This window comes from Acetobacter sicerae (assembly GCF_011516765.1).
GTDB classification, from domain to species: domain Bacteria; phylum Pseudomonadota; class Alphaproteobacteria; order Acetobacterales; family Acetobacteraceae; genus Acetobacter; species Acetobacter sicerae.
On sequence record NZ_JAAABN010000005.1, the window covers coordinates 203456 to 225373 of the forward strand.

The window sequence follows — 21918 nt, forward strand, 5'->3', positions numbered from 1 at the left end:
AAGCCGGACGCTAGGAGCAGCAGAACATGCAGGCCGTTCCTGTGTGGTTTGCAGGATTGAAGTCGCCGTCACGTTTTTCGTGAGGGCGTCCGTCATAAAATCCTCATCTTTTTTGCCCTTACATCACCAGAACACATAGCATCCGGGAAACGGCATGGTCGCTAACGCCCAGCCTCAGCAGCCTTCATCACGACACACCTATGAAGTCCGACCGACAACGCCCTGGTGGCTGCCGGTTCTGCTCGGCTTCCTGACGGCTGTCGGCCCCATCTCGACAGACATCTATCTGCCGGCGTTCCCTTCGATGGTGAACACGCTGCATACGAGCCTGTCCTCCGTGCAGATGACGCTGTCCATCTGGTTTGTCGGACTGGCCATCGGACAGCTGACCGTCGGCCCCCTGTCCGATCGCTTCGGAAGGCGCATGCCGCTGATCGCCGGAAATGTCATCTTCGCCGTCAGTTCAGCCATCTGCGCTGCTGCGCCGGATATCATGACGTTCAGCATCGCCCGTTTTGTCGCCTCGATCGGGGGATCCGCCAGTCTGGTCATCCCGACCGCCTGTGTCCGCGATCTCGTGCCGGATCAGCGGGAAGGGGCGCGGATGATGTCCCGGCTTGTGATGGTCATGGGCGTGGTGCCGATTCTTGCGCCCATGCTCGGCGGTATCGTCGTGACCTTCGTGTCATGGCGCGTGATCTTCTGGGCGTCTGCCGCCTATGGCGTCCTGTGCGTGCTGCTGGTGGTGCGCATGCTGCCTGAGACACTGGAGCCCGATCTCCGTCTGCGTCTGCCGCCCATCACGCTCATGATGCGCTATGTGATGCTCCTGCGTCATCGCGCCTTTCTCTCCCACGCGCTGATCTCCGGATTTTCGACCTTTCTGTCGTTCAGCTATCTGACGGCGGCTTCACCCGTCTTCATCAACGGGTTTCACTTCACGCCGTTCCAGTTCTCCATGCTGTTCGGCCTGTTCGCCGTGTTCATGATCGGCGCGTCGCAGGTCAACGGCGCTCTGGTCAGCCGTTTTGATCCGCACAGGATTCTCTCCGTCGCCATCTGCGTATCTCTTGTCGGCAGTCTGCTGCTGACGGCGATCTCGTTCTGGCTCAATACCCATCCCACCCATGAGCATGGCCTGTCTCTGACGGTGATCCTCGTCATTCTGGCGATGCTGCTCACGCTCAGCCCCACGGGCGTGATCTATCCGAACGCCACAATGGGAGCGCTGGCCGATCAGGCCCGTGTGGCCGGTACGGCGTCCGCGCTGGCGGGGACGATGCAGTATGTGTTTGGCGCCATTGCGGGCGTCCTTATCGGACTGCTGTCTTCCCTGCCATTCTTCGGTTCCGAAACGCCGCTGCCCATGGCCATCGGGATGGCGGCGGGTGCGGTCGCCATGCTGCTCTGCCTCCCGATGCGTCCGCCCGTCCGGTAAAACAGGCCGGAGCGGCGGTTCGTGAGGATGTTCAGCGTCGCCTCAACGGACTCGCGATTCAGCAGGAGGCCGGGTCCGGCTTTGAGGCAGCAAGGCCATTGTCAGACGTGCGGATCATGCTGAAGGCGGAATGAACGGACAGAAAAACTGTCCGTTTTCTGTGTCTTCTGTATAAGGTACGCCTTGACGCACGGCGCGGTGTGGCAGTGCTATACTGTATGCGCCACTATCTGACGGGATAAAAGATGGCTCGCCATCCTGCCAAACGGGCCCATGTTCTTGCGCTTCTGGGCGCCGCGCTGCTGATTGTGACTTTCGGAACCCTGGCCATGCAGCTGGGCAACGAAATGGCGCGGCATGGCCAGATGGACCGTCAGAGCGCCAGCGCCGACCAGATTCTTCGTTCATTGGACAGGCAGGTTGAACAGGCCCGCATCTGCCGTTTTGCGTGGCTGGCCTCCCATGATGAGACACAACGTCAGTGCTTTCACGACTCGCTCGCGCAGATCAATGTCATCAGAGGCGACTTTCCGTCGGTGGAGCAGGTTCAGGAACGCCTGAACCGCATCCGTCCCGCCAGTCTCGACCAGTTGAAGGCCTCTCTGGACACGATCGCGAACTGGCAGGCGTCTGATGACGCGATCCTGAATCGTCCGGAAACCGACACCACTCTCTCGGGCATCGACGAGGCCCTCATCAGTCTGAGCAGTGTCGATACGGCGCGGCGCGAGGGGCGGCTCGCCGACATGCTCCGCAACACGAGCTGGCAGAAACGGCTCGATGCGATCGGCATCATCATCGGTGTGCTGATCATGGTGACGGCCGGGTGGATTCTGGACAGAACCTCTCTCGCCGCCGCTCAGGCCGAAGCGCGGAGCCGTAATCTCGCTCTCCAGCTCCGGGCCGTGCTCGACAGTCTGGCCATCGGCGTCGCCGTCTTTGGCACTGACGGTCAGCTCCGGCACTGGAATGACCGGCTTGGCTCCATACTCGGTCTCGATGACGGGTTTCTCCGTCAGGGCCTGTCGTATGAAGATCTCAGCGCCGCCCTTGTCGTCGACTGCCAGCCGCTTCTTGAGCCTTTCACCCATGTGGAGCGGGCCTTCCATCGGGGACAGTCCGCTCCACCCGTGATGGTCGAGTGCAAGGGAATCAACGGCGCGGATCTTGAACTCTGCCGGACGCTGTTCTTCGCCTCTGACGATGGTCTGCATGCGGAAGACCGGCGCGGGTTCGTGCTGACGGCCAACGACATCACGCTTCGCCTGCGCAGTGAGCGCGCTCTGGGTGAATCGCAGAAACTGCGCGCCGTGGGACAACTTACGGCCGGAATCGCGCATGATTTCAAGAATCTTCTGACCGTCATTCTGGGCAACATCGAACTCGCCACGGAAGCCAGTGAGGTTTCTGACAGTGAACGGCGACAGCATTGTCTGGACGCCGCGGCTCATGCCGCCAGACGGTCCGAGGCCCTGACGGGTCAGCTGCTGTCCTTTACCCGGCGTGACAGACCGGCCCCGGATACCGTCGCGCTGGCTGATATCTTCTCCCTGACCAATGGTCTTCTCGCCCGGGTCATCGGTCCCCGCATTACCGTGGAGTGTGGAAGCGCCAGGGACATATGGCATGTGCAGGTCAATCCGGCCCAGCTTGAAAGCGCGCTGCTCAATCTCGCCATCAACGCCCGCGACGCCATGCCCGGTGGCGGTCAGATCAGCATCTGCGCCAGCAATGCGTCCTATCCCACGGCTGTCGATCTGCTGACGCTGCCCGTCGAGGGCAATCGTGGTCTGCTTGTGTCCTCCGAGCCCACGCCGCTGCCTGCTGGCGCCTGGGTGAAGGTGGATGTCACTGATGACGGCTGCGGTATGGGGCCGGAAGTGCTCCAGCAGCTTTTCGAACCCTTCTTCACCACGAAGGATGACGGCGAGGGCACCGGGCTGGGGATGGCCATGGTGGTTGATTTCTGTCGGCAGGCCGGAGGGCGGGTCGTTGTGGCTTCGGCTCCGGGTCACGGAACATGCGTGTCGCTCTGGCTGCCGCGCGCCCTGACCGAAACAGGCCGGTCCACGCCCGATTACACGCCTGCAACCACCAAAACCAACCTCCGCGCTCTGGTTGTGGAGGATGATCCCGCCATTCGTGATATTGTTGCGACCATTCTTGGTCTTGACGGATATCGCGTCACGGAAGCCGCGGATGGAGAAGCTGCGTTCGATCTGGTGGTGGAAGCGGGCAACAGTTATGATCTTCTGGTGACGGACATCCAGCTTCCCGGACCGCTCGACGGGTTCCGGCTTGCACGGTTGCTGCGCGAGCGTCTGCCGGAACTGGGCATTGTCTGCATGTCCGGCGATTTCACTCTGGATGGTCCACGTCCAGCGGCAGCTCTTCCCATCGTCCAGCTTCTGCCGAAGCCTTTCCGGCGTGAGGGATTTCTCAGAACGGTGGCCGCTGCGATGCAGGAACGCATTTCGGCGTAATATCTTTCATAAAACGGCTCCGGTGGGCTCGATGAAAAGCGGATGGCTGCAAACAGCCCGCGTCACCTTGCGACCCCTTTCCTCACAGAGTAGTGTGCGCCCCGCTTTGTCCGAAGACGCGTCATGCTTCTGGCGTTCCCCTGTCTGAAGACGTTTTCCCGTCAACTCGCATCGGCCCGGTTCATGAACGACATCGACCTCAAGCAGTATATCTCAAGCATTCCCGATTTCCCGAAGCCGGGCATTCTCTTCTATGACATTGGTTCCCTCATGCGGAACGCCGACGCCTGGCAGCTGGCGACGGCCCGCATGGCGCACGCCGTTGCCCCCTGGCAGCCGGATCAGCTGGCCGCCATCGAATCCCGTGGCTTCCTGACGGCAGCGCCGCTCGCCACGCGTCTGGGCGCGGGCATCATCATGCTCCGCAAGCCGGGCAAGCTACCGGGTGAGACCATCTCCCACAACTATGCGCTCGAATACGGCACGGATACGCTGCATATTCAGTCGGGCGCCATCCAGCCGGGCCAGCGCGTGGTCGTGACCGATGACATGCTGGCGACAGGCGGCACGCTCGCCGCGTCCATCGCCCTGCTGCGCAAGGCGGGCGCGAATGTGGTCGGCGCTTCCGTGATGATGGAGCTGACGGCGCTGCGCGGTCGTGAAAAGATCGACGTGCCTGTGCATGCCCTGCTGTCCTACGACGACTGAGGACCATGGCGAGGTGGGGGAGAGAAGCCTCTCCCCATCGCGACAGACACTCATGGGATGGACCCATTGCTGACCGAAACCGGTAAAAGATCATTTTGACAGTAAAGAGAAGCCTTTCTTCCCTTCCGAGGTCGGCCGGTTCTTCAATATTCGTCGCATTCATGCGGCCATGTGTGTGTCGCGCCCCCCGCTTGCGGGAAATTGAGTTATTCATCCCGATGATACGTGCTTGTAAGCATGCTGGTGTAAGCGGTCACAATGACTGTCGGTTCGGGTGATAACGTGAGGTATGGGCATGAATGATGGGGCGATTCCCGGACAGCATCCCCTCATGGCCCGGCTTCATTCTTTTCTGAGCAGTTTCGAATCCAGCTGGTTTGGCTCATGGGTCGGACGGCAGAAATGGCTGTACGCGCCCAGCCTGCTGAATTTCGGTTATGCGCTCCGCACTACCATCGCCTCCCTGATCGCGCTCGGCATCGCCCTGTGGTGGGAGCTCGGCAGTCCGCAATGGGCGCCGCTCACGGTCTGGATGATCGCGCAGGGTTCCCGCGGCAAGTCTCTGGCCAAGGCCCGCTGGCACATGTTCGGCATGGTCGTGGGTACGCTGATCGCCATCACGCTGGTCGCCACAGCGCCCCAGCAGCCGCTGCTCTTCATTCTGCTCCTCTCCGGCTCCATCGGGATGCTGTGCTTTATAGGCACCCTGCTTCCCGGACCGGCCTCCATGGCCAACTACCGGATGCACGGCATGAGGGCGAGCGGCTTCACCCTGTCGATCATCTCTCTCGACGGCATCACGGATCCCAACCATATCTTTGAAATCTCCATGGCGCGTGCGACCTACATCACGCTGGGCATCGTCTGTGAAACCGTTATTTCCTCCCTTTTCCAGTTCAGGCTGACCCAGCGCGCCCGGAACCGGCTGGTCGACAATTATGTGGCGGCGATCAGACCAACCGCCAAGACACTCGGCGCGCTGCTCGGCGGTGACCGCAATGCGCTCCGCACCTCGGCCGAAATGATGGCCACTCTGGCTGGACTTGGCGATCAGATCGAATTTGCCGAGATCGAGATGGGAAAACACGGGCGCGAAGGCGATCATGCCCGCGCGGCCCTGTCGGGCGTCGCCGCCCTGTTCTCCCGTGGGCTGGAGCTTGCGGCGCTGATGGCCGATCCGGCCTCCTGCGGCGCAAGCTGGGACAAATTGGCCGCCGACAGCCGCTCCTTTCTGCTGTCTTTGCCCGATCGTCTGACCGATCCTGCCGAATTCAGCGCCGTCATGGCCGAACTGGGCACCCTGCGTTCCACGAGCCGTGTGGAAGCCGCCAACTGTCTGGCGCGTGAGATGGACATGGTCACGCATCCTCCTGTCGATGTGGTGGCGGAGACCATCGTGACGCGGGAAGGACAGGCTGTTCATGTTCTGGGCGACATGCTCGACGAACTGGCGACCTCGCTGCAACAGTTCGAGGCCAGCCGCAACCCGATCGCTCATGACCATTTCCATTATCCGATCGAGACCTGGCGCGACTGGCGTCAGGCGACCGGTAACAGTCTGCGCGCCAGCATGTCCATGTTCGTGGCTGGCGTAATCTGGATCACCACGGCATGGCCGCAGGGGCTGTTCTTCCTGATGTTCGTCGGCATCATCAATTCGCTCTTCTCGACACTCGAAACACCTGCGGTCGCCACCCGCGCCTTTCTGCATGGCACGGTGATGGTCACGGCGGTCGCCGCGTTCATGGTGATACTCGTCATGCCCGCCATCTCGACTTACGAGATGATGGCCATGTGCTTCATTCCCGTCATGATGGTCGGTGGTCTGGCTTTCTCAAATCCCGCCACCATTCTGGGTGCGGTGGCCTACAACCTGTTCCTCACCATTCTGGTCAGTCCGTTCAACGACGAGCGGATGCTGGACGAGATTTCCTTCTTCAACACCGCCATGCCGCTTTTCCTGACTATGGCGTTCTGCATGTGGATGTATCGCGTCTTCCTGCCGCTTGATCCGGATGGCGTGCGCTGGACCATGCGCCTGCAGATCCTTCAGATGCTGCGGGGACTCGCCCGTCGCGCCTACCCGCTGCGCCCGCATGACGTAATTGGCGTCAGCATTGAACGGATGGTCCGGCTGCTCAACACGGTTGGCGGACGGCGCGGCCCCGTGGTGGACGCCTATCTGCAGGGCGTCCTGTCCGGCATGACCGTCGGGCTTGCGATCCTGAGCCTGCGAGAGGTGATGGCCCGTGGCAATCTGCCGGCGCCGGCAACGCGGAATGTGCAGGACATGCTGGCGCGGATGGCCCAGTTCACCGGTCGCTATGGCGGACATTATGGCCGGACGGAACACGCGACCGATGCGGCGGTCGCGGCGCTGGTGCGGCTGGAACAGGGAGAGACAAACCTGTCCCAGCGTGTGGAAATCCTGCGGGCGCTGGCCGATCTGCGTGTCATTGCGGCGGAACTGAAAGAGAACCGACTGTTCTTTGATGCGTCCAGCCCTTATCTGGACCCGGTGTTTTCCTGATTTGCTTAAGACTGACTATCGGTTTCCAGATAAAAACTCTCTCTTCCAACGGCAAACTACTGGATTGCTTTGCTGATCTGCTGCCGTTGCACGGCGCATTCATGAGCCAGAAAATCGAGCAATGCCCTGAGCGCCGGAATGACGCCGCGTTTTGAGGGAAAAACTGCATGAATGATGCCTGCGCGGGGATGCCAGTTGGGCAGGAGTGAGACCAGTCTTCCTGCCTTGAGGTCCTTCCAGACCATCATGGTAGGGAGTTGCACGATGCCGTTGCCAGCAAGCGCAGCCTCACGGAGCACCGCCATATCATCCGTGACAAACCTGGGCTCATGAAAAACGGTTGCTGTTTGTCCCTCCTGATTCTCCAGAAGCCAGGAATGAGCGCCGGGACCGGTATGAAAGTCCATGCTGGGGAACGCGCCAAGATCGGCGGGTGACGTTAAAGGTGTTGTCAGCAGTTCCGGGGCTGCGACGAGACACTGAATACTTGTGTCGAAGACGCGCATGACGAGGTCGGAAGACTCAAGGGGCGGGAAACGCACACGGATAGCAAGATCGAAGCCTTCCTTCAGCACATCCACGCGTCGGTTGGTGCTTTCAAGATGCACTGTGACGGCCGGGTATTTCTGCATAAAGCGCGCCAGCAGCGCACCGAACTGGAAATTGAGAAGGGCCACAGGGCAACTCAGGCGGATTACCCCGCACGGTTCGCTTTGCAGTTCTGCGACGGATCGTTCCGCCAGATCGGCTTCTTCGAGAAGGGCGACACAATGCTCGTAAAATCTGCTTCCAATTTCCGTAATTTTGAAATGGCGTGAGGACCGCTGGATGAGCCGCGTGTGCAGGCGTTCTTCCAGAAGCTGAATCCGGCGACTCAGGAGAGATTTCTGTAGGCCGGTCACGCGGGCGGCGGCAGAGTATCCTCCGTGTCGAACGACCAGCACGAAATAATAGAAATCATTGAGATCCCTTATCGTTCTATCAGTAGAACGGATCGTTCGATTCGGCAATCTTCAGGAGACGATCAGATCGTCGCATAGTCGCCATCAAGATATTGAGGAGCAGAGCCATGCAGAAACAGATTCTCGGCCGCTACGGAAATGATCGCGGCCACTGGGTGGGAGACGGTTTTCCCGTCCGTTCCCTGTTTTCATACAGTGAGTTCGGCAGGCATCTGAGTCCGTTTCTGCTGCTGGATTATGCAGGCCCCCACCAGTTTCAGCCGACAGACGCCCGCCGTGGGGTAGGGGAGCACCCTCACAAGGGCTTTGAAACCGTCACGATCGTTTATGACGGAGAGGTCGAGCATCGCGACTCTTCCGGCGCGGGAGGCGTGATCGGACCGGGGGATGTGCAGTGGATGACCGCCGGTCGGGGGATCCAGCATGAGGAATATCATTCTCCGGCCTATGCAAAGTCCGGTGGCCCATTCCGCATGGTTCAGCTCTGGGTCAATCTGCGGGCAAAGGACAAGGCGGTGCCCGCTGCCTATCAGACGCTGCTCGCGGCAGACATTCCGGTCGTGACGTTGCCTGATGACGCGGGGTTTCTGCGGATCATCGCTGGAGAATATGGCGTCACTCATGGACCGGCCCGGATATTTTCGCCGCTGAACGTGTGGGATGGCGTTCTTCATCAGGGCGGACACGTCACCTTTGACCTTCCGGAAGGGCACAACAGCGCCATCGTATCGTTGGAAGGAAAGCTGATCGTGAACAACACGGAAGAGTTGGGCAGTGCGCAGTTTCTCCTTCTGGGGACGGCCGGAACGCAGGTGTCCGTGCAGGCGTCGGTTGAATCGAGCTTCCTGATCCTGACGGGCGAACCACTGAATGAACCGATAGTTGGATATGGGCCGTTCGTCATGAACACAGAAGAAGAAATTCAGCAGGCGGTCAGCGATATGCGGGCCGGTCGGTTCGGCGTCATTGCCTGAAACGTACTATCGGGCAGATCCTCGTTCTGGAAACGCCGGGGGATCTTCTTTTCTTGAAAAACAGGGGATCTGACATGAACAAACCTTATGTGCGTCTTGATAAGGACAATGCTGCCGTTCTGCTTGTCGATCACCAGACAGGGCTGCTGTCGCTTGTGCGTGATATCGATCCGGACAAGTTCAAGAATAATGTTCTGGCGCTGGCGGACCTTGCGCACTATTTCAAATTACCAACTATTCTGACGACGAGTTTTGAAGAAGGGCCAAACGGCCCAATCGTTCCCGAGCTCAAGCAGATATTTCCGGATGCGCCGTTTATCGCCCGACCGGGGCAGATCAATGCCTGGGATAATTCCGACTTTGTCGCCGCGATAAAGGCTACTGGCAAGAAGCAGCTTCTTATTGCTGGCGTGGTGACCGAAGTCTGTGTGGCTTTCCCTGTCCTGTCTGCTCTTGCTGAAGGGTACGAGGTTTTTGTCGTCACGGATGCTTCCGGCACCTTTAACGCCATGACCCGCGATGCTGCCTGGAGGCGCATGGAAGCAGCCGGAGCGCAGTTGATGACGTGGTTTGGCGTAGCATGTGAATTGCACCGGGATTGGCGAAATGACGTGGAAGGGCTTGGTACTCTTCTGTCGAACCACATTCCTGATTATCGGAATCTGATTACATCTTACACACAGAACAGGATGTGAAGCGGAGTTCTGGGCAGCCTGCTTGCCAGCAGCGGCCCAATGACTGAGAAGTATTGATCCTGTTTTGGGCGATAGGTGATGTAATAATCGTCAGGAATGATATGGCGATCTGAGCGCAGGTGTTCAGAAGACTGATCTGTACTGTCTGGGTTCGGCGAGGTTGTGCTGAAACCAGGCAGAAAAAGATCATTTACCCGCATGGATCAGTAATTGTTTTACTTATGATATCCGTATAAATCTCCGCACCTATTGACGAACAGGTCAGCGCACGAAAAGAGTCGAAGCAGGCATTTCTGCGTAAGATGCGCCGTTACTTCAGTGTCTCGCGCATCTTCTGCCGCAGGGTGTTGCAGCGTTTCGTGTAGTGCGTGGCGCGAAATGCCGTAAAGAAATTCACGCAGAAGGCCGCGAACAGGGACAGAAAGGACGCCAGCGTCAGCACCATGCCAAACGGGGGCAGCGGGGTGTCATAACGGACGCCGGAATACCAGAGCAGGCTGATGCTCAGGATCGCTCCGAGCAGACCGAACACCCCTGTGGTCTTGAGCATTGAATCCTCAACCTGTTCGAAATCCGAGGTTTCATGCCAGAGATCGAACAGCTGACGGTCAATCTCTCCCACCTTGTCGGCATGCGCCGCCTTGTCTTCGGTGGTGATCTTGTGGGGATTCTTGCGATAGATATCGAGTTCCTGCCGCGCCTTGGTAAAGACGTGACGGCGTTCCTTGATGGCGGGAATACTGATATCGACAAAGCTGAGGATGGCGACGTTCAATCCGGCCGAAAGCTGGATGATCGCCTGAAAATCACCCCATGTCGTTGTCATCGTCCATTCCTCACAGCGTCTGTCTGATGGGAATGTTTTTAGCGAGAGACGGGTGTGAGGCAGAACACCTCTACAGCATGACAGCCATTCAGGAGCGCGCCGGGTCGTCCCGGCGCTCATCCCTTCTGTTCAGGACAATCAGGATTTCAGGAAAGTCTCAGAGGACGCGCCGGCTGAGACTTTCCTGTCTTCAGTCCTCAGTCGGCCAGCTTGTCCAGTTCGCGGACAATCGCCTCGCCCATGACGTCGGTGCCGACGCGGGCCTTGCCTTCGCTCATGATGTCCGCCGTGCGCAGACCGGTCGCCAGCACGGCCGAGACCGCGTTCTCGATCATCGTCGCTTCGGTTTCGAGATCGAAGGAGTAACGCAGCAGCATCGCCAGAGAGAGGATCTGCGCGATGGGGTTGGCGATGCCTTTGCCAGCGATATCCGGGGCGCTGCCGTGGATCGGCTCATAGAGCGCGGGCATGCGACCGTCGGAATGCTTCGCTCCAAGGGTGGCGGACGGCAGCATGCCGAGGCTGCCGGTCAGCATGGACGCGAGATCGGACAGGACGTCGCCGAACAGGTTGCCGGTGACGATCACATCGAACTGGCGCGGATTGCGGACCAGCTGCATGGCGCAGTTGTCGGCCAGCATGTGCGACAGCGTCACGTCGGAATATTCGCGGGCGTGGAGGTCAGTGATGACCTCTTTCCACAGCAGGCCGCTTTCCATGACATTGTGCTTCTCGACGGAGCAGACGCTGTTCTGGCGCTTGCGGGCCATCTCGAAAGCGATGCGACCGACGCGCTCGATTTCGTGCGTCGTGTAGACTTCCGTGTTGATGCCGCGCTTCTCGCCGTTCGGCAGCGTCTCAATGCCGCGTGGGTCGCCGAAATAGATACCGCCTGTGCTCTCGCGGACGATCATGATGTCGAGGCCCTTCACGACCTCCGGCTTGAGGGTGGAGGCGTCCACCAGCGCGTCAAACACCTTGGCCGGACGCAGGTTGGCGAACAGGCCGAGTTCCTGACGCAGCTTGAGAATGGCCAGTTCCGGGCGCTTGTCGAAGCCGACAGTGTTCCACTTCGGGTCGCCCACGGAGCCGAACAGCACGGCGTCAGCCTCGCGGGCCTTCTGGATGACTTCCTCGCGGATCGGCGTGCCGTATTCGGCCAGCGACGCACCACCGACAAGGTCTTCGGAGACGTCGAACGTGATGCCGCGCTTGCGGCTGAGCCATGCGGTGACGCGCGCCACTTCGCGCATGACTTCGGGGCCGATGCCGTCGCCCGGGAGGATCAGCAGTTTCCTGGCACTCATGACAATCTCCGGTGTCCTGTTGTTTAGCCGCGTATCTACCAGCCGGGACGGGGGGGTTCAATGTAGCCGCCGATGATACCTCTGATCACTGGGGATCATCGGAATTTCTCCAGCCACAATGATATGTCCGGCGGAAAGTGCCTCAAACCTTGCCGAGGCCATTACTGAAGCAGGCATTTTTGGAACCATGACGAAGGAAGCGTGCCTGATAACACGCTCCATCCTTCTAGGGATTAATCTACTGCCGCTATTTCTGCAGGATAAAATGCGTATTCGGCCGCATCGGAAGGTCGATGAAAGCTCCGGGAGACAGTGTTTCGTATTTCTCGCTCAAAGCAGAAAAGCCACGGTCTGGCTCTACCGGCATCCGCCAGTCGTAAGGAATGCCAACCAACAGACACATCAGCAGCCCAATACGCGCAAAAGTCCGGGTCCAGCCTCGGGAAGCTGCGAAAGAAAGTGTGGTAAGGACAACAAGCCAGAAAGTAATGGGAATATAAAAATACCGCACACTTGAATCAGGCAGCAGAAGCAGCTCCCACATGGGAGAGTTATCCCATGCCAGAGGGCGCCAGAGAGAAGCGGCCAGCACAAAAAGAGCAAACACGCCATACAGTCGCACCGCAGGGAAACGTCGGCAGGCATCGATCATCAGCCATACCCCTCCAAGCGCCAGAATCCAGGGCAACACGCCACTCTTCCAGAGAGAAAGAGTATAAAGGTGCGGAAGATGCAGATGACCCAAAAGCGTCGCGGCAACAATCTGTCCCGCGATCAGACGCGCCAATCCTGTCAGGCTGGCGCCCAGATGAGGAGCGACATCACGGGGTTGCTGCAAAATCGAGCCTGCCTGAATGGCGGCGCAGGCGAACAAAAGTCCAAATCGTGTGAAACGGACCTTGTCAGGCTGACTCCAGGTCACCCATGCCGCTATTGGAAGCAAAAACACGGCGAATGGGCCACTTAATCCACTGATGACCAGCATGAGGCAATCAAACACCCAACCAGCCGCCGTGCGGGGCGGAGAGGCGACAATGATGAGAAATGCCAACACCGCAAGATGCCACTGACTATTTGTCAGATTGGCATAAACCTCCCATGTATTCGGCATCGCGCAGAGGATGGCCCCGATCATAAAGCGGAGTGCTGTCGATGGACATAGTGCGGCGCATCGGGAGGACAGGAAATAGGCAGGCGGCATGATCTGGAAAATGAACGCCGCCAGTGCGAATATCAGCGGTCCATCCTTCAGCGGAAAAGGAGCGGCCAGCAGGCCGATAAGTCGACTATCCGTCTGGAAATAGCCCGTGTGGGGCATGAGAAGGCTGCCGAGACCAAACTTGCGGGCTTCCGGCCACCAGAACCATCCATCCTCTCCCCAGAAAGTGGGATGTGTGAGAATTTCAGGCCACCGCAAAAAGGTGATCAGGCTGAAGATCGCGATGCCAAGCAGGAATGCCGCGGAAGAAGGACCGTCTATGCGCATGGTGTCGGCAAATAACGGAGCAGGTCGACGGAACGCGCGCATATAGAGCCTTTGGTAAAATTACGAACAGCCTTCCTAATATATCGCCTGAAGGCTAGTCCAGTTCAGAAAATATTGATCCTGCTCAAAAAGAGGAAACCCTATTGCAAACAATTGCTGGCCATGACGGGCGACTACGATGCGCATGGTGCACCGTTACCAAGGACTATGAAGCTTACCATGACAGGGAATGGGGCTTTCCCGTCTCCTCAGACCAGCGTCTGTTCGAAAAACTCTGTCTGGAAGGCTTTCAGGCCGGCCTGAGCTGGAGAACCATCCTCCAGAAACGGGAAGCATTCCGGGAGGCTTTCCATGGCTTCGATCCGGAGCGCGTTGCCCGGTTTGGAGTGCAGGATGTAGAGCGTCTGCTCCAGAATGCTGCCATCATCCGCCACAGAGGCAAGATCGAAGCCACGATCAACAATGCCCGGCGGATGCTGGAACTGGTGGAGAAGGAAAGCTCGCTCGCGGCCTTTATCTGGCAATTCGAGCCGGAACGACTACCAGTGCCAGAAATCGTGTCCGAAACGGCAGCCTCCCGCGCGCTCTCGAAAGAACTCAAGAAACGCGGCTGGAAGTTTGTCGGTCCCACCACTGTCTATGCGTTCATGCAGGCGATGGGACTGGTCAATGACCACGCGCCCGACTGCGCGATGCGGGAAAAAGCGGAAGCCGCGCGGGCAGCTTTCAGCGTGCCGGAACGGTGAGAGCTTACGCCCCCACCTCTGCCACCTTTGCATTTCTCAACCGCACCACATCGGCGGGCGCGATCCGGACGACGAAACCCTGATCTCCAGCGTTGATGTAGATGTGATCCTGCGTCATCGCATCCTGCGAAATGACCAGTGGAATGTCTGTCTTCTGACCGAACGGGCTGGTGCCACCACCCTGATAACCTGTCAGTTCATGCGCCTTTTCCGGGCTCATCATGCGGGCATTCCGCCCTCCGAAAAGGGCCGCTACTTTTTTCAGATTGAGCTTCTGATCCACGGGCGCGATGACACAGGCGGGCTGCTTCCTGTCGATCTCCACCACCAGTGTTTTGAGCACGCTGTCGGGCCTTGAACCGAGCGCTTCCGCCGCCTGCATCCCGATGGGACCACCTTCCGGCGCGTAGGTGTATTCATGCAGACTGTAAGGCACATCCTGCCCGGCAAGAAAGACGGTTGCGGCAGTCTCTTTCGTCACGTTCTGGCTCCTGCTGATCGTCCTGAAAACAGACCGGAGGAGAAAAACAGGCGGAAGGCCGTTTGCCAACCCTGAAACGGTCGTGAAACAGGAGCAGCCGTTCCTGCGTTCCGATACTGTCATTGCAGAGTTGGGTTACAGGGAGAACGAGTTGCCCGGACCTTCTGGCATCGGTCCCTGCAGGCGGAAGGGCATGGGCTGGTTTTCGTCTGATGAAGCCGGGGTCGAGAACCGCGTCTGCGGGAAGGCTTCCGGGCAGTTTTCGCGTATCCAGACAATGATCCGCTCACGGATGGCGCAGCGCAGGTCCCAGCTTCGCACGGCAGTCCGCGCCCCGGCAGTGATACGCAGCATGATGACCCGGTCCGTTGAGTCCGCGACCTGCACGCTGAAGTCCTTGCCATTCCACTCGCGACAACCTTCGACAATTTCGGAGAGCTTGTTACGGATCTGTTCCACGGGAGCCAGAAAATCGAGATAGAGATAGACCGCGCCGGTCAGTTCGGCGGAATTGTAGGTCCAGTTCTCGAAAGGATTATCGAGGAAGTAGGACAGCGGCACGATCCGCCTGCGCTTGTCCCACGCGCGGAGAACCACGAACGTCGCGTTGATTTCCTCGACCCATGTCCAGTCGCCGTTGAAGGCGATCATGTCGCCCATGCGGATGGGCTGTGTGACGGCAATCTGCGCACCCGCGATCAGGTTGGTCAGCACGGAACGGGCGGCCAGACCGACCACGAGGGAAGCCGCGCCGGCGGAAGCGAGCAGGCTGAGGCCATATTGCCGGACGGGTTCGAACGTCATGAGCGCCGCACCGACGGTCAGCAGCCCGATGAGGATTTCCGCGATGCGCTGAAGCAGCCTGACCTGAGTCAGATGCTTTCTGCCCAGAATGTTTTCCTCGTGCTCCTCTCCCGAGGCGTCGAGCTGTTCGATGTAGAGCGAACAGGCCAGACGGGCCGACCGGATGAGGCTGAGCCCCAGAGCGAAGACGATCAGGACCGCCAGCAGATGCGCCAGTGGCCCCACGATCCGGGTAGAGATCTCCAGAGCCGGAATCGCCAGAATCATGATGACGGATGCCGCTACCAACTGGACAGGATGCCTCAGGATGGTCGCGCTGGTGCGGATAAAGGAGCCCGGACGTTTCTTTCCCGGCACGCGGGCAAAGCCACGCTTGAGGATAAAGCCCGCAATCCACGCCGCCATGGCGCCAAGGGCGAAGAGGATGAAAAGGGAGGCGATGGTGGGAGGGAGCCAGTCGAACCACCCCTGAATGTCCAGGAGGGTTGAAAAAAACGTCTGTTTCAAAGGCTCGTCCTCATCCTTTCGCGCAGGAAAACAGATGGCCAGACGCCATCGGCAGGGCACAGCATACAGCCTTGCCCGAAGAATCTGTCGATTATGTTTCGAATGGACTGCGGACAGTCAGTATCAGGAGCGCAGAAACAGGCGAAAAGTTCCGGCCCGGTTCTGAATGAGGGCATGACGCCCGGCTCCGGAGGCCATACGGGCGGAGAACCGGTCCCCCGCCGTAGGGAAGCGCTGAACGCTTCAGGGACCGGTCGGCAGGCTTGCCGCCCGGTCCCCTATATAGTCGTTTTGTATCAGTCGTTCTTCTTGGAACGCTCGTTCTTCTTGCGCTCGTGCGGGTCGAGGTAGCGCTTACGCAGACGCACGGCGGACGGCGTGACTTCCACCAGCTCATCGTCCTCGATGTAAGCAATCGCCTGCTCGAGGCTCATCTTGCGCGGCGGAACCAGAAGCAGCGCCTCGTCCTTGCCGGCGGCGCGGATGTTGGTCAGCTTCTTTTCACGGACGGCGTTCACTTCGAGATCATTCTCGCGGGAATGTTCACCGATGATCATGCCGACATAGACCTTCTCGCCAGCGCCGACGAACAGCGTGCCGCGGTCCTGCAGGGAGAACAGTGAATACTGCGTGGTCGCACCGTCTTCCGACGAGATCAGCGAGCCGTTGCGACGGCCTTCGATCGTGCCGGCATAAGGCTGATAGCCCGCGAACAGACGGTTCATGATGCCAGTGCCGCGCGTGTCGGTCAGGAACTCGCCGTGATAGCCGATCAGGCCACGTGACGGGATCAGGAAGGTCAGACGCACCTTGTCGCCGCCGGACGGACGCATGTCCTGCATCTGGCCCTTACGGAGCGACATTTTCTCGACCACGACGCCTGAATAAGGCTCGTCCACGTCGATCAGAACCTCTTCGTAAGGCTCCTCACGCTCGCCGGTCTCTTCGTTGGTGTGGAACAGCACGCGGGGACGACCGATGGTCAGCTCGAAGCCTTCGCGACGCATCGTCTCGATGAGCACGCCAAGCTGAAGCTCGCCACGACCGGCAACCTCGAACGCTTCGCTCTCGGGGCTTTCCGTCACGCGGATGGCGATGTTGCTTTCCGTTTCCTTGAACAGACGGTCACGGATCTGACGCGACGTGACCTTCTTGCCTTCACGACCACCCAGCGGGCCATCGTTGATGCGGAACGTCATGGACAGTGTCGGCGGATCGACCGGAATGGCCTTCAGGGCTTCGGTCACTTCCGGAGAAGCGATCGTTTCCGGGATCGTGGCGTCGGACAGACCGGCGACGGCGACGATGTCACCGGCTTCGACCTCATCCACAGGCACGCGATCAAGGCCACGGAAGGAGAGCAGCTTGGTCAGACGGCCTGTCTCGACAACGCTGCCGTCTTCACGCAGCACGCGGACCGGCATGTTGACCTTCGCACGACCCTGCTCGACGCGACCCGTCAGCACGCGGCCAAGGAAGTTGTCGGACTCGAGGATGGTCGCAACCATTGCGAACGGCTTGTCCTTGTCCAGATTCGGAGCCGGGACGTGACGCAGCACGAGGTCGAACATCGGGGACAGGTCCTTGCGGGGACCATCCAGCTCCGTGTCCGCCCAGCCCTGACGGCCGGAAGCGTAAAGCATCGGGAAGTCGAGCTGTTCGTCATTCGCGCCGAGGGAAGCGAACAGATCGAAGATCTCGTTGTGGACTTCGTCCGGACGGGCGTCGCCACGGTCGATCTTGTTCACGACGACGATCGGCTTCAGGCCACGGGCCAGCGCCTTGCCGACCACGAACTTGGTCTGCGGCAGCGCGCCTTCTGCGGCGTCAACCAGCACGATCGCGCCGTCCACCATGCTCAGGATACGCTCGACCTCGCCGCCGAAGTCGGCATGGCCCGGTGTATCGATGATGTTGATACGGGTGTCTTTCCAGACGACGGACGTGCACTTGGCGAGAATGGTGATGCCACGCTCGCGCTCAAGGTCGTTGCTGTCCATCGCACGCTCAGCAACCTGCTGATGTTCGTGGAACGAGCCGGACTGCTTGAGCAGTTCGTCAACAAGAGTGGTCTTGCCATGATCGACGTGTGCGATAATGGCGATGTTGCGAATATCCATCGTAAGGCGGACCTGATCTTTCTTTACGTACATGTCCGCCACTGACAGCCAGAAGCGCGCAGCGGACACCTGTTAACGGCTGTCCATAGAGGGCGGCGGCGCGGATTGCACGCGAAACTTCGCGGTCAAGCGCGTCTTTGACGTGAAACCGGCGTGACCGGTTGTCTCGGTCACACCGGTTTCACTGCTTTTTCGTTCCGGTTTCCTGCCCGGAGAGAGGACTGTTTTCGCTGATGACCTCAGAGCGGTCGATCGCTGGCATAGACCCGTGTGCGCCTGCCTTATCCGGGCAGCATCATGAGACCCTGCGGCATGCCGGGTGTTTCAGTGCGCAGGCAGAACACGGCGCCGTTCAGCGGTTCCGCTTCAAGTTCGGCAGCCGACAGCCCTTTGCGCGCCGTGGTGATGAACACCGTCCGCAGATCATCGCCACCGAAAGCCGCCTTGGTCACATTGCTGGCAGGAACGGGAATCGGGGCGAGGCGTGTCCCGTCCGGGGCAAAGCGTTCCAGCCTGTGGCCACCCCAGACGCCGACCCACAGCGTGCCGGCACTGTCCATGGCCAGCCCGTCCGGCGCGCCATTGCTGACTTCGGCAAAAATCCGCTGGTCTGCGAGATCCCCGTTCGATGTGACGTCAAAGGCGTAAATCACGCCTTGCGCCGACTCGCAGTGATAGAGGGTCTGACTATCCGGAGACATGACCGGGCCGTTGCTGATCGTGTAGCCGCTATGATGCCGACGCAGGGCCACATCCCCCCCTTCCATGCTGTAGAGGGAGCCGATGGGAAGTTCTTCCTTGTCATCCATCGTGCCGAACCAGAGCCGTCCGGACCTGTCCACATGGGCGTCGTTCAGGCGTGTGCGGGAATGGTGCTGTTCGACGGGTATGAACGGATGGGTGCGTCCGGTCTCAGGATCGAAAAGATACAGACCGTCTTCCATGCCGCAGATCAGGGCGCCGTCCTGGGTTGGTACCAGAAAGGTCGGACGGCGCTGCACATGCCAGGTTGAACGCATCCCGTCGGAGGGGCGGTAACGATGCAGGGCGCAGCTCAGGATATCAACGAAGTAGAATGCAGACTCCGTTTCGCTCCAGACCGGTCCTTCTCCGAGCTTCGCCTGTAGATTCCAGACGCTGACGACTTCGTTGATCTTTGCTTCCGTAGCCTGAAAAATTCTGTCTACAGGGATGTGTGCGGTCATAGACATGCCTCCGGGCTGGTAACGGGCAAAAATGGGGAAAGTTGCTGCGCAGTGATGCGTGGCCTGCCTACCTGTCCCCCGCCTGTCTGACGCCGAAGTGGACACAGGCATGAATAGGAAATAGGTATCATTCGCAACATGCCAACAGAACAGGCGGATAGGATCTGCGCATGCGCCTGGATGAGCTTCCGGCCGGAATTGACGCCATTATCGACCACATAGACCACCGTGGCGCGGATGATACCGTGGCGCAGCGGCTGGGTGAGCTCGGCTTCGTCCCCGGAGAACCCCTGCGTATTGTCGCCATCGGCCCTTTCGGGGGTGATCCGCTGGCTGTGAAGATCGGATTCACGCGCTTTGCCCTCCGTCGGTCGGAGGCCTCCCGGGTCATTCTGCAGGACGTTGCGTAAATCATGGACGTACTGATCGAAACCCTTCCGCTTCGGGCGGCGCTGGTCGGTAATCCCAATTGCGGCAAGACCTCGCTGTTCAACCTGTTAACCGGCAGCCGCCAGAAAGTGGCGAATTATGCAGGCGTGACGGTTGAACGCAAGGAGGGACGATTTACCACTCCGGGCGGTCGGCCCTTTCGCCTGCTCGATCTGCCGGGGGCCTATAGCCTTGCCGCGACCAGCCCTGACGAAGCCGTCACGCGGGATGTCTGCGCCGGACGGTACAAGGGAGAGCCTGCGCCTGAACTGCTGATCTGTGTTCTGGACGCGACCAATCTGCGGCTGCATCTTCGGTTCGCTCTGGAAGTCTGCCGTCTCGGACGCCCGACGATCATCGTGCTCAACATGCTGGACGCCGCCCGCAAGGAAGGACTGGAAATCGACCTCCCCCGGTTGTCGGCCGAGCTTGGTGCGCCGGTGGTGGGTGTTGTGGCGATCAGGAAGAGCGGCGCTTCTGATCTGCTGAAGCTTCTGGATAATCCGCCTCTCCACGCGCCTGTCATTCAGGCGGATGCCCATGAGGAAGTCCACGCCACGGTGCGGCGGCTTCTCACGGAATGCACATCACGCCCCGCCGTCGCTTCCGAAGCGCTGGAAGACCGGCTCGATCGCTGGATTCTTCATCCCGTCTGGGGGCTGATGATCCTGCTGGCCCTGATGTTCGTCATGTTTCAGGCGGTCTTTTCGTGGGCGCAGCCGGTTATGGATGCGGTGGACGCCGGTGTTTCCGGGTTTGGCGAGATGATCCGCCAGTTTCTGCCGGACGGGCTGATCCGCAGCCTGCTGGTGGACGGGATCATTGCCGGAGCCGGAACTGTGGTCGTGTTCCTGCCGCAGATCCTGATCCTGTTCCTCTGGATTCTGATTCTGGAAGAGTCTGGCTATCTGCCCCGTGCCGCATTCCTGCTGGACAGGATCATGGCGTCCGCCGGTCTGTCCGGACGCTCCTTCATTCCGCTGCTGTCCAGCTTCGCCTGCGCCGTTCCGGGTATCATGGCGACGCGCACCATCCAGAACCCACGGGACCGGCTTGTCACCATCCTGCTTGCGCCGCTGATGACCTGCTCGGCGCGTCTGCCGGTCTATGCCCTGCTGATCGCAGCCTTCATTCCCCGGCGTTCCATCGGTGGCATGGTCAACCAGCAGGGACTGGTGCTGTTTGCGCTCTATATGGTGGCGATCCTCAGCGCGCTGGGCGTGGCGTGGGTCATGAAGCGGGGTGGCGCTCAGGAAGAGCATCCGCTGCTCATGGAACTGCCCGCCTATCGCTGGCCGAGCCTGCGCAATGTGGCGCTGGGACTCTGGCAGCGGGCGGTCATCTTCCTTTCACGCGTCGGCAGCATCATCGTTACGCTCAGCGTGCTGCTCTGGGCGCTTTCGAGCTTTCCTGCGCCGCCGGCTGGCGCGACGGGGCCTGCTATTGATTACAGTCTGGCGGGCTGGATCGGGCACATCATGCTGCCGGTTTTCGCGCCCCTTGGTTTCACCTGGCAGATCTGCGTGGCGCTGATCCCCGGACTGGCGGCGCGTGAAGTCGCGGTGAGCGCGCTGGCGACTGTCTATGCGGTCGGGGGAGTGGATACCGATGCCGCCTCCCAGTTGATCCCGATCCTGTCCAGACAATGGAGTCTTGCGACCGGGCTGTCGCTGATGGCATGGTATGTCTACGCGCCGCAGTGTTTCTCGACTCTGGCCGTCATCCGGCGTGAGACAGGCGGCTGGAAGGTCGTCTTTCAGACGGCCGGTTATCTGTTCGGTTTGGCCTATCTGGCGTCTTTCCTCACATGGAGGTTCGCGCTGGCGATGGGATGGGGGCCGTCATGATTCAAAGCCTGATTATCGGATTTCTGGTTCTTGTCTGCGCTCTTTACTGGCTGGGGCGTCTTGCGCCTTCCGTGACGCAGAAACTGTGGAAAAGCACGGGAGCACTCCTGCGCACGGTTCATGCTCCTTCCGCGCTTCAGACTGCTGTGGCCGGACGGGCCAATGCAGGTCCACGCGGTGGGTGTGGGGGATGCAAGGGGTGCGACAGCAAGGGCGGCGGCTGTCACTGACGGACGAAGATCAGTACGACTGTATGGCTACCTGATGTGAGCACCCGGTATCTGACGCGTACAAGCGAAGCGGTCGTCGGGTAACGTGCTTTTCATAAAGATGATGTTTCTCGGGGGCTTTTTGAAAAAGCTTCGCCAAA

At 59.7% G+C, this 21918-nt stretch carries 18 protein-coding genes; 10 read left to right on the forward strand and 8 right to left on the reverse strand.

The window, feature by feature from the left end; all coding sequences use genetic code 11:
• The first annotated feature begins 154 nt into the window (after window positions 1–154).
• The 4 genes from GVI59_RS07835 to GVI59_RS07850 all read left to right on the forward strand — a co-directional run bounded on the left by GVI59_RS07835 (window position 155) and on the right by GVI59_RS07850 (window position 7159).
• Entirely contained in the window at window positions 155–1438 is a 1284-nt protein-coding gene (locus tag GVI59_RS07835) for a multidrug effflux MFS transporter (RefSeq protein ID WP_173573724.1), read from the forward strand.
• Between the two features lie 245 nt (window positions 1439–1683).
• The gene (locus GVI59_RS07840) at window positions 1684–3921 is read left to right on the forward strand and encodes an ATP-binding protein (protein WP_173573725.1); all 2238 of its coding nucleotides are present in this window, start codon (window positions 1684–1686) and stop codon (window positions 3919–3921) included.
• A gap of 183 nt (window positions 3922–4104) precedes the next feature.
• Window positions 4105–4629, forward strand: coding sequence for an adenine phosphoribosyltransferase (locus GVI59_RS07845; RefSeq protein WP_173573779.1), 525 nt, complete (start codon window positions 4105–4107; stop codon window positions 4627–4629).
• Between the two features lie 331 nt (window positions 4630–4960).
• Window positions 4961–7159, forward strand: coding sequence for an FUSC family protein (locus GVI59_RS07850; protein WP_242013009.1), 2199 nt, complete (start codon window positions 4961–4963; stop codon window positions 7157–7159).
• Between the two features lie 56 nt (window positions 7160–7215).
• Here GVI59_RS07850 and GVI59_RS07855 read toward each other — a convergent pair whose 3' ends face one another.
• A complete protein-coding gene (locus GVI59_RS07855; protein WP_194299064.1) occupies window positions 7216–8169 on the reverse strand; it encodes a LysR substrate-binding domain-containing protein in 954 nt (317 codons plus the stop codon).
• 59 nt (window positions 8170–8228) lie between these two features.
• On the opposite strand from GVI59_RS07855, the gene GVI59_RS07860 reads away from it, so the two are divergent.
• Together GVI59_RS07860 and ycaC are read left to right on the forward strand one after the other, a co-directional pair.
• The gene (locus GVI59_RS07860) at window positions 8229–9095 is read left to right on the forward strand and encodes a pirin family protein (RefSeq protein ID WP_173573727.1); all 867 of its coding nucleotides are present in this window, start codon (window positions 8229–8231) and stop codon (window positions 9093–9095) included.
• A 74-nt stretch (window positions 9096–9169) separates the two neighbouring features.
• Window positions 9170–9790 carry an isochorismate family cysteine hydrolase YcaC gene (gene ycaC / locus GVI59_RS07865; RefSeq protein ID WP_173573728.1) on the forward strand — a complete coding sequence of 207 codons (621 nt, stop codon included), beginning with the start codon at window positions 9170–9172 and terminating at the stop codon, window positions 9788–9790.
• A 310-nt stretch (window positions 9791–10100) separates the two neighbouring features.
• Here ycaC and GVI59_RS07870 read toward each other — a convergent pair whose 3' ends face one another.
• The 3 genes from GVI59_RS07870 to GVI59_RS07880 form a co-directional block, all read right to left on the reverse strand.
• Complete coding sequence (locus tag GVI59_RS07870; RefSeq protein WP_173573729.1) at window positions 10101–10616, reverse strand: hypothetical protein; 516 nt, start codon at window positions 10614–10616, stop codon at window positions 10101–10103.
• Between the two features lie 197 nt (window positions 10617–10813).
• On the reverse strand, window positions 10814–11923 hold the full coding sequence (gene leuB, locus GVI59_RS07875; RefSeq protein WP_173573730.1) for a 3-isopropylmalate dehydrogenase: 1110 nt from the start codon (window positions 11921–11923) through the stop codon (window positions 10814–10816).
• Between the two features lie 247 nt (window positions 11924–12170).
• Window positions 12171–13451, reverse strand: coding sequence for a hypothetical protein (locus tag GVI59_RS07880; protein ID WP_173573731.1), 1281 nt, complete (start codon window positions 13449–13451; stop codon window positions 12171–12173).
• A 101-nt stretch (window positions 13452–13552) separates the two neighbouring features.
• Here GVI59_RS07880 and GVI59_RS07885 point away from each other — a divergent pair, with 101 nt between their 5' ends.
• A complete protein-coding gene (locus GVI59_RS07885; protein ID WP_173573732.1) occupies window positions 13553–14155 on the forward strand; it encodes a DNA-3-methyladenine glycosylase I in 603 nt (200 codons plus the stop codon).
• A 4-nt stretch (window positions 14156–14159) separates the two neighbouring features.
• Here GVI59_RS07885 and ybaK read toward each other — a convergent pair whose 3' ends face one another.
• From ybaK to GVI59_RS07905, 4 genes are all read right to left on the reverse strand, one after another.
• Window positions 14160–14636, reverse strand: a complete 477-nt coding sequence (gene ybaK / locus GVI59_RS07890; RefSeq protein WP_173573733.1) for a Cys-tRNA(Pro) deacylase — start codon at window positions 14634–14636, stop codon at window positions 14160–14162.
• Between the two features lie 135 nt (window positions 14637–14771).
• Window positions 14772–15947 (reverse strand): mechanosensitive ion channel family protein, encoded by a 1176-nt coding sequence (locus GVI59_RS07895; RefSeq protein WP_173573734.1) that lies wholly within the window; start codon window positions 15945–15947, stop codon window positions 14772–14774.
• A gap of 296 nt (window positions 15948–16243) precedes the next feature.
• Window positions 16244–18067, reverse strand: coding sequence for a translational GTPase TypA (gene typA, locus GVI59_RS07900; protein WP_173573781.1), 1824 nt, complete (start codon window positions 18065–18067; stop codon window positions 16244–16246).
• 281 nt (window positions 18068–18348) lie between these two features.
• A complete protein-coding gene (locus GVI59_RS07905) occupies window positions 18349–19272 on the reverse strand; it encodes an SMP-30/gluconolactonase/LRE family protein (protein WP_232877771.1) in 924 nt (307 codons plus the stop codon).
• 170 nt (window positions 19273–19442) lie between these two features.
• Here GVI59_RS07905 and GVI59_RS07910 point away from each other — a divergent pair, with 170 nt between their 5' ends.
• From GVI59_RS07910 to GVI59_RS07920, 3 genes are read left to right on the forward strand one after another with little or no spacing between them, the layout of a single operon-like run.
• Window positions 19443–19682: a FeoA family protein gene (locus GVI59_RS07910; protein ID WP_173573736.1), complete on the forward strand. Its 240-nt coding sequence runs from the start codon at window positions 19443–19445 to the stop codon at window positions 19680–19682.
• A gap of 3 nt (window positions 19683–19685) precedes the next feature.
• Window positions 19686–21548, forward strand: a complete 1863-nt coding sequence (gene feoB / locus GVI59_RS07915; protein ID WP_173573737.1) for a ferrous iron transport protein B — start codon at window positions 19686–19688, stop codon at window positions 21546–21548.
• Window positions 21545–21778, forward strand: coding sequence for a DUF6587 family protein (locus GVI59_RS07920; protein WP_173573738.1), 234 nt, complete (start codon window positions 21545–21547; stop codon window positions 21776–21778). The genes feoB and GVI59_RS07920 overlap by 4 nt, the downstream gene beginning before the upstream one ends.
• The last annotated feature ends 140 nt before the right edge of the window (window positions 21779–21918 follow it).

What these genes read in the sequence shown, in the direction of transcription:
- GVI59_RS07840 (WP_173573725.1), top strand. Translation starts at nt 1,684, where the DNA reads ATGGCTCGCCATCCTGCCAAACGGGCCCATGTTCTTGCGCTTCTGGGC.
- ycaC (WP_173573728.1), top strand. Translation starts at nt 9,170, where the DNA reads ATGAACAAACCTTATGTGCGTCTTGATAAGGACAATGCTGCCGTTCTG.
- typA (WP_173573781.1), bottom strand. Translation starts at nt 18,067, where the DNA reads ATGGATATTCGCAACATCGCCATTATCGCACACGTCGATCATGGCAAG.
- GVI59_RS07860 (WP_173573727.1), top strand. Translation starts at nt 8,229, where the DNA reads ATGCAGAAACAGATTCTCGGCCGCTACGGAAATGATCGCGGCCACTGG.
- GVI59_RS07845 (WP_173573779.1), top strand. Translation starts at nt 4,105, where the DNA reads ATGAACGACATCGACCTCAAGCAGTATATCTCAAGCATTCCCGATTTC.
- leuB (WP_173573730.1), bottom strand. Translation starts at nt 11,923, where the DNA reads ATGAGTGCCAGGAAACTGCTGATCCTCCCGGGCGACGGCATCGGCCCC.
- GVI59_RS07880 (WP_173573731.1), bottom strand. Translation starts at nt 13,451, where the DNA reads ATGCGCGCGTTCCGTCGACCTGCTCCGTTATTTGCCGACACCATGCGC.
- GVI59_RS07850 (WP_242013009.1), top strand. Translation starts at nt 4,961, where the DNA reads ATGGCCCGGCTTCATTCTTTTCTGAGCAGTTTCGAATCCAGCTGGTTT.
- GVI59_RS07910 (WP_173573736.1), top strand. Translation starts at nt 19,443, where the DNA reads ATGCGCCTGGATGAGCTTCCGGCCGGAATTGACGCCATTATCGACCAC.
- GVI59_RS07835 (WP_173573724.1), top strand. Translation starts at nt 155, where the DNA reads ATGGTCGCTAACGCCCAGCCTCAGCAGCCTTCATCACGACACACCTAT.
- GVI59_RS07905 (WP_232877771.1), bottom strand. Translation starts at nt 19,272, where the DNA reads ATGACCGCACACATCCCTGTAGACAGAATTTTTCAGGCTACGGAAGCA.
- GVI59_RS07920 (WP_173573738.1), top strand. Translation starts at nt 21,545, where the DNA reads ATGATTCAAAGCCTGATTATCGGATTTCTGGTTCTTGTCTGCGCTCTT.
- feoB (WP_173573737.1), top strand. Translation starts at nt 19,686, where the DNA reads ATGGACGTACTGATCGAAACCCTTCCGCTTCGGGCGGCGCTGGTCGGT.
- GVI59_RS07870 (WP_173573729.1), bottom strand. Translation starts at nt 10,616, where the DNA reads ATGACAACGACATGGGGTGATTTTCAGGCGATCATCCAGCTTTCGGCC.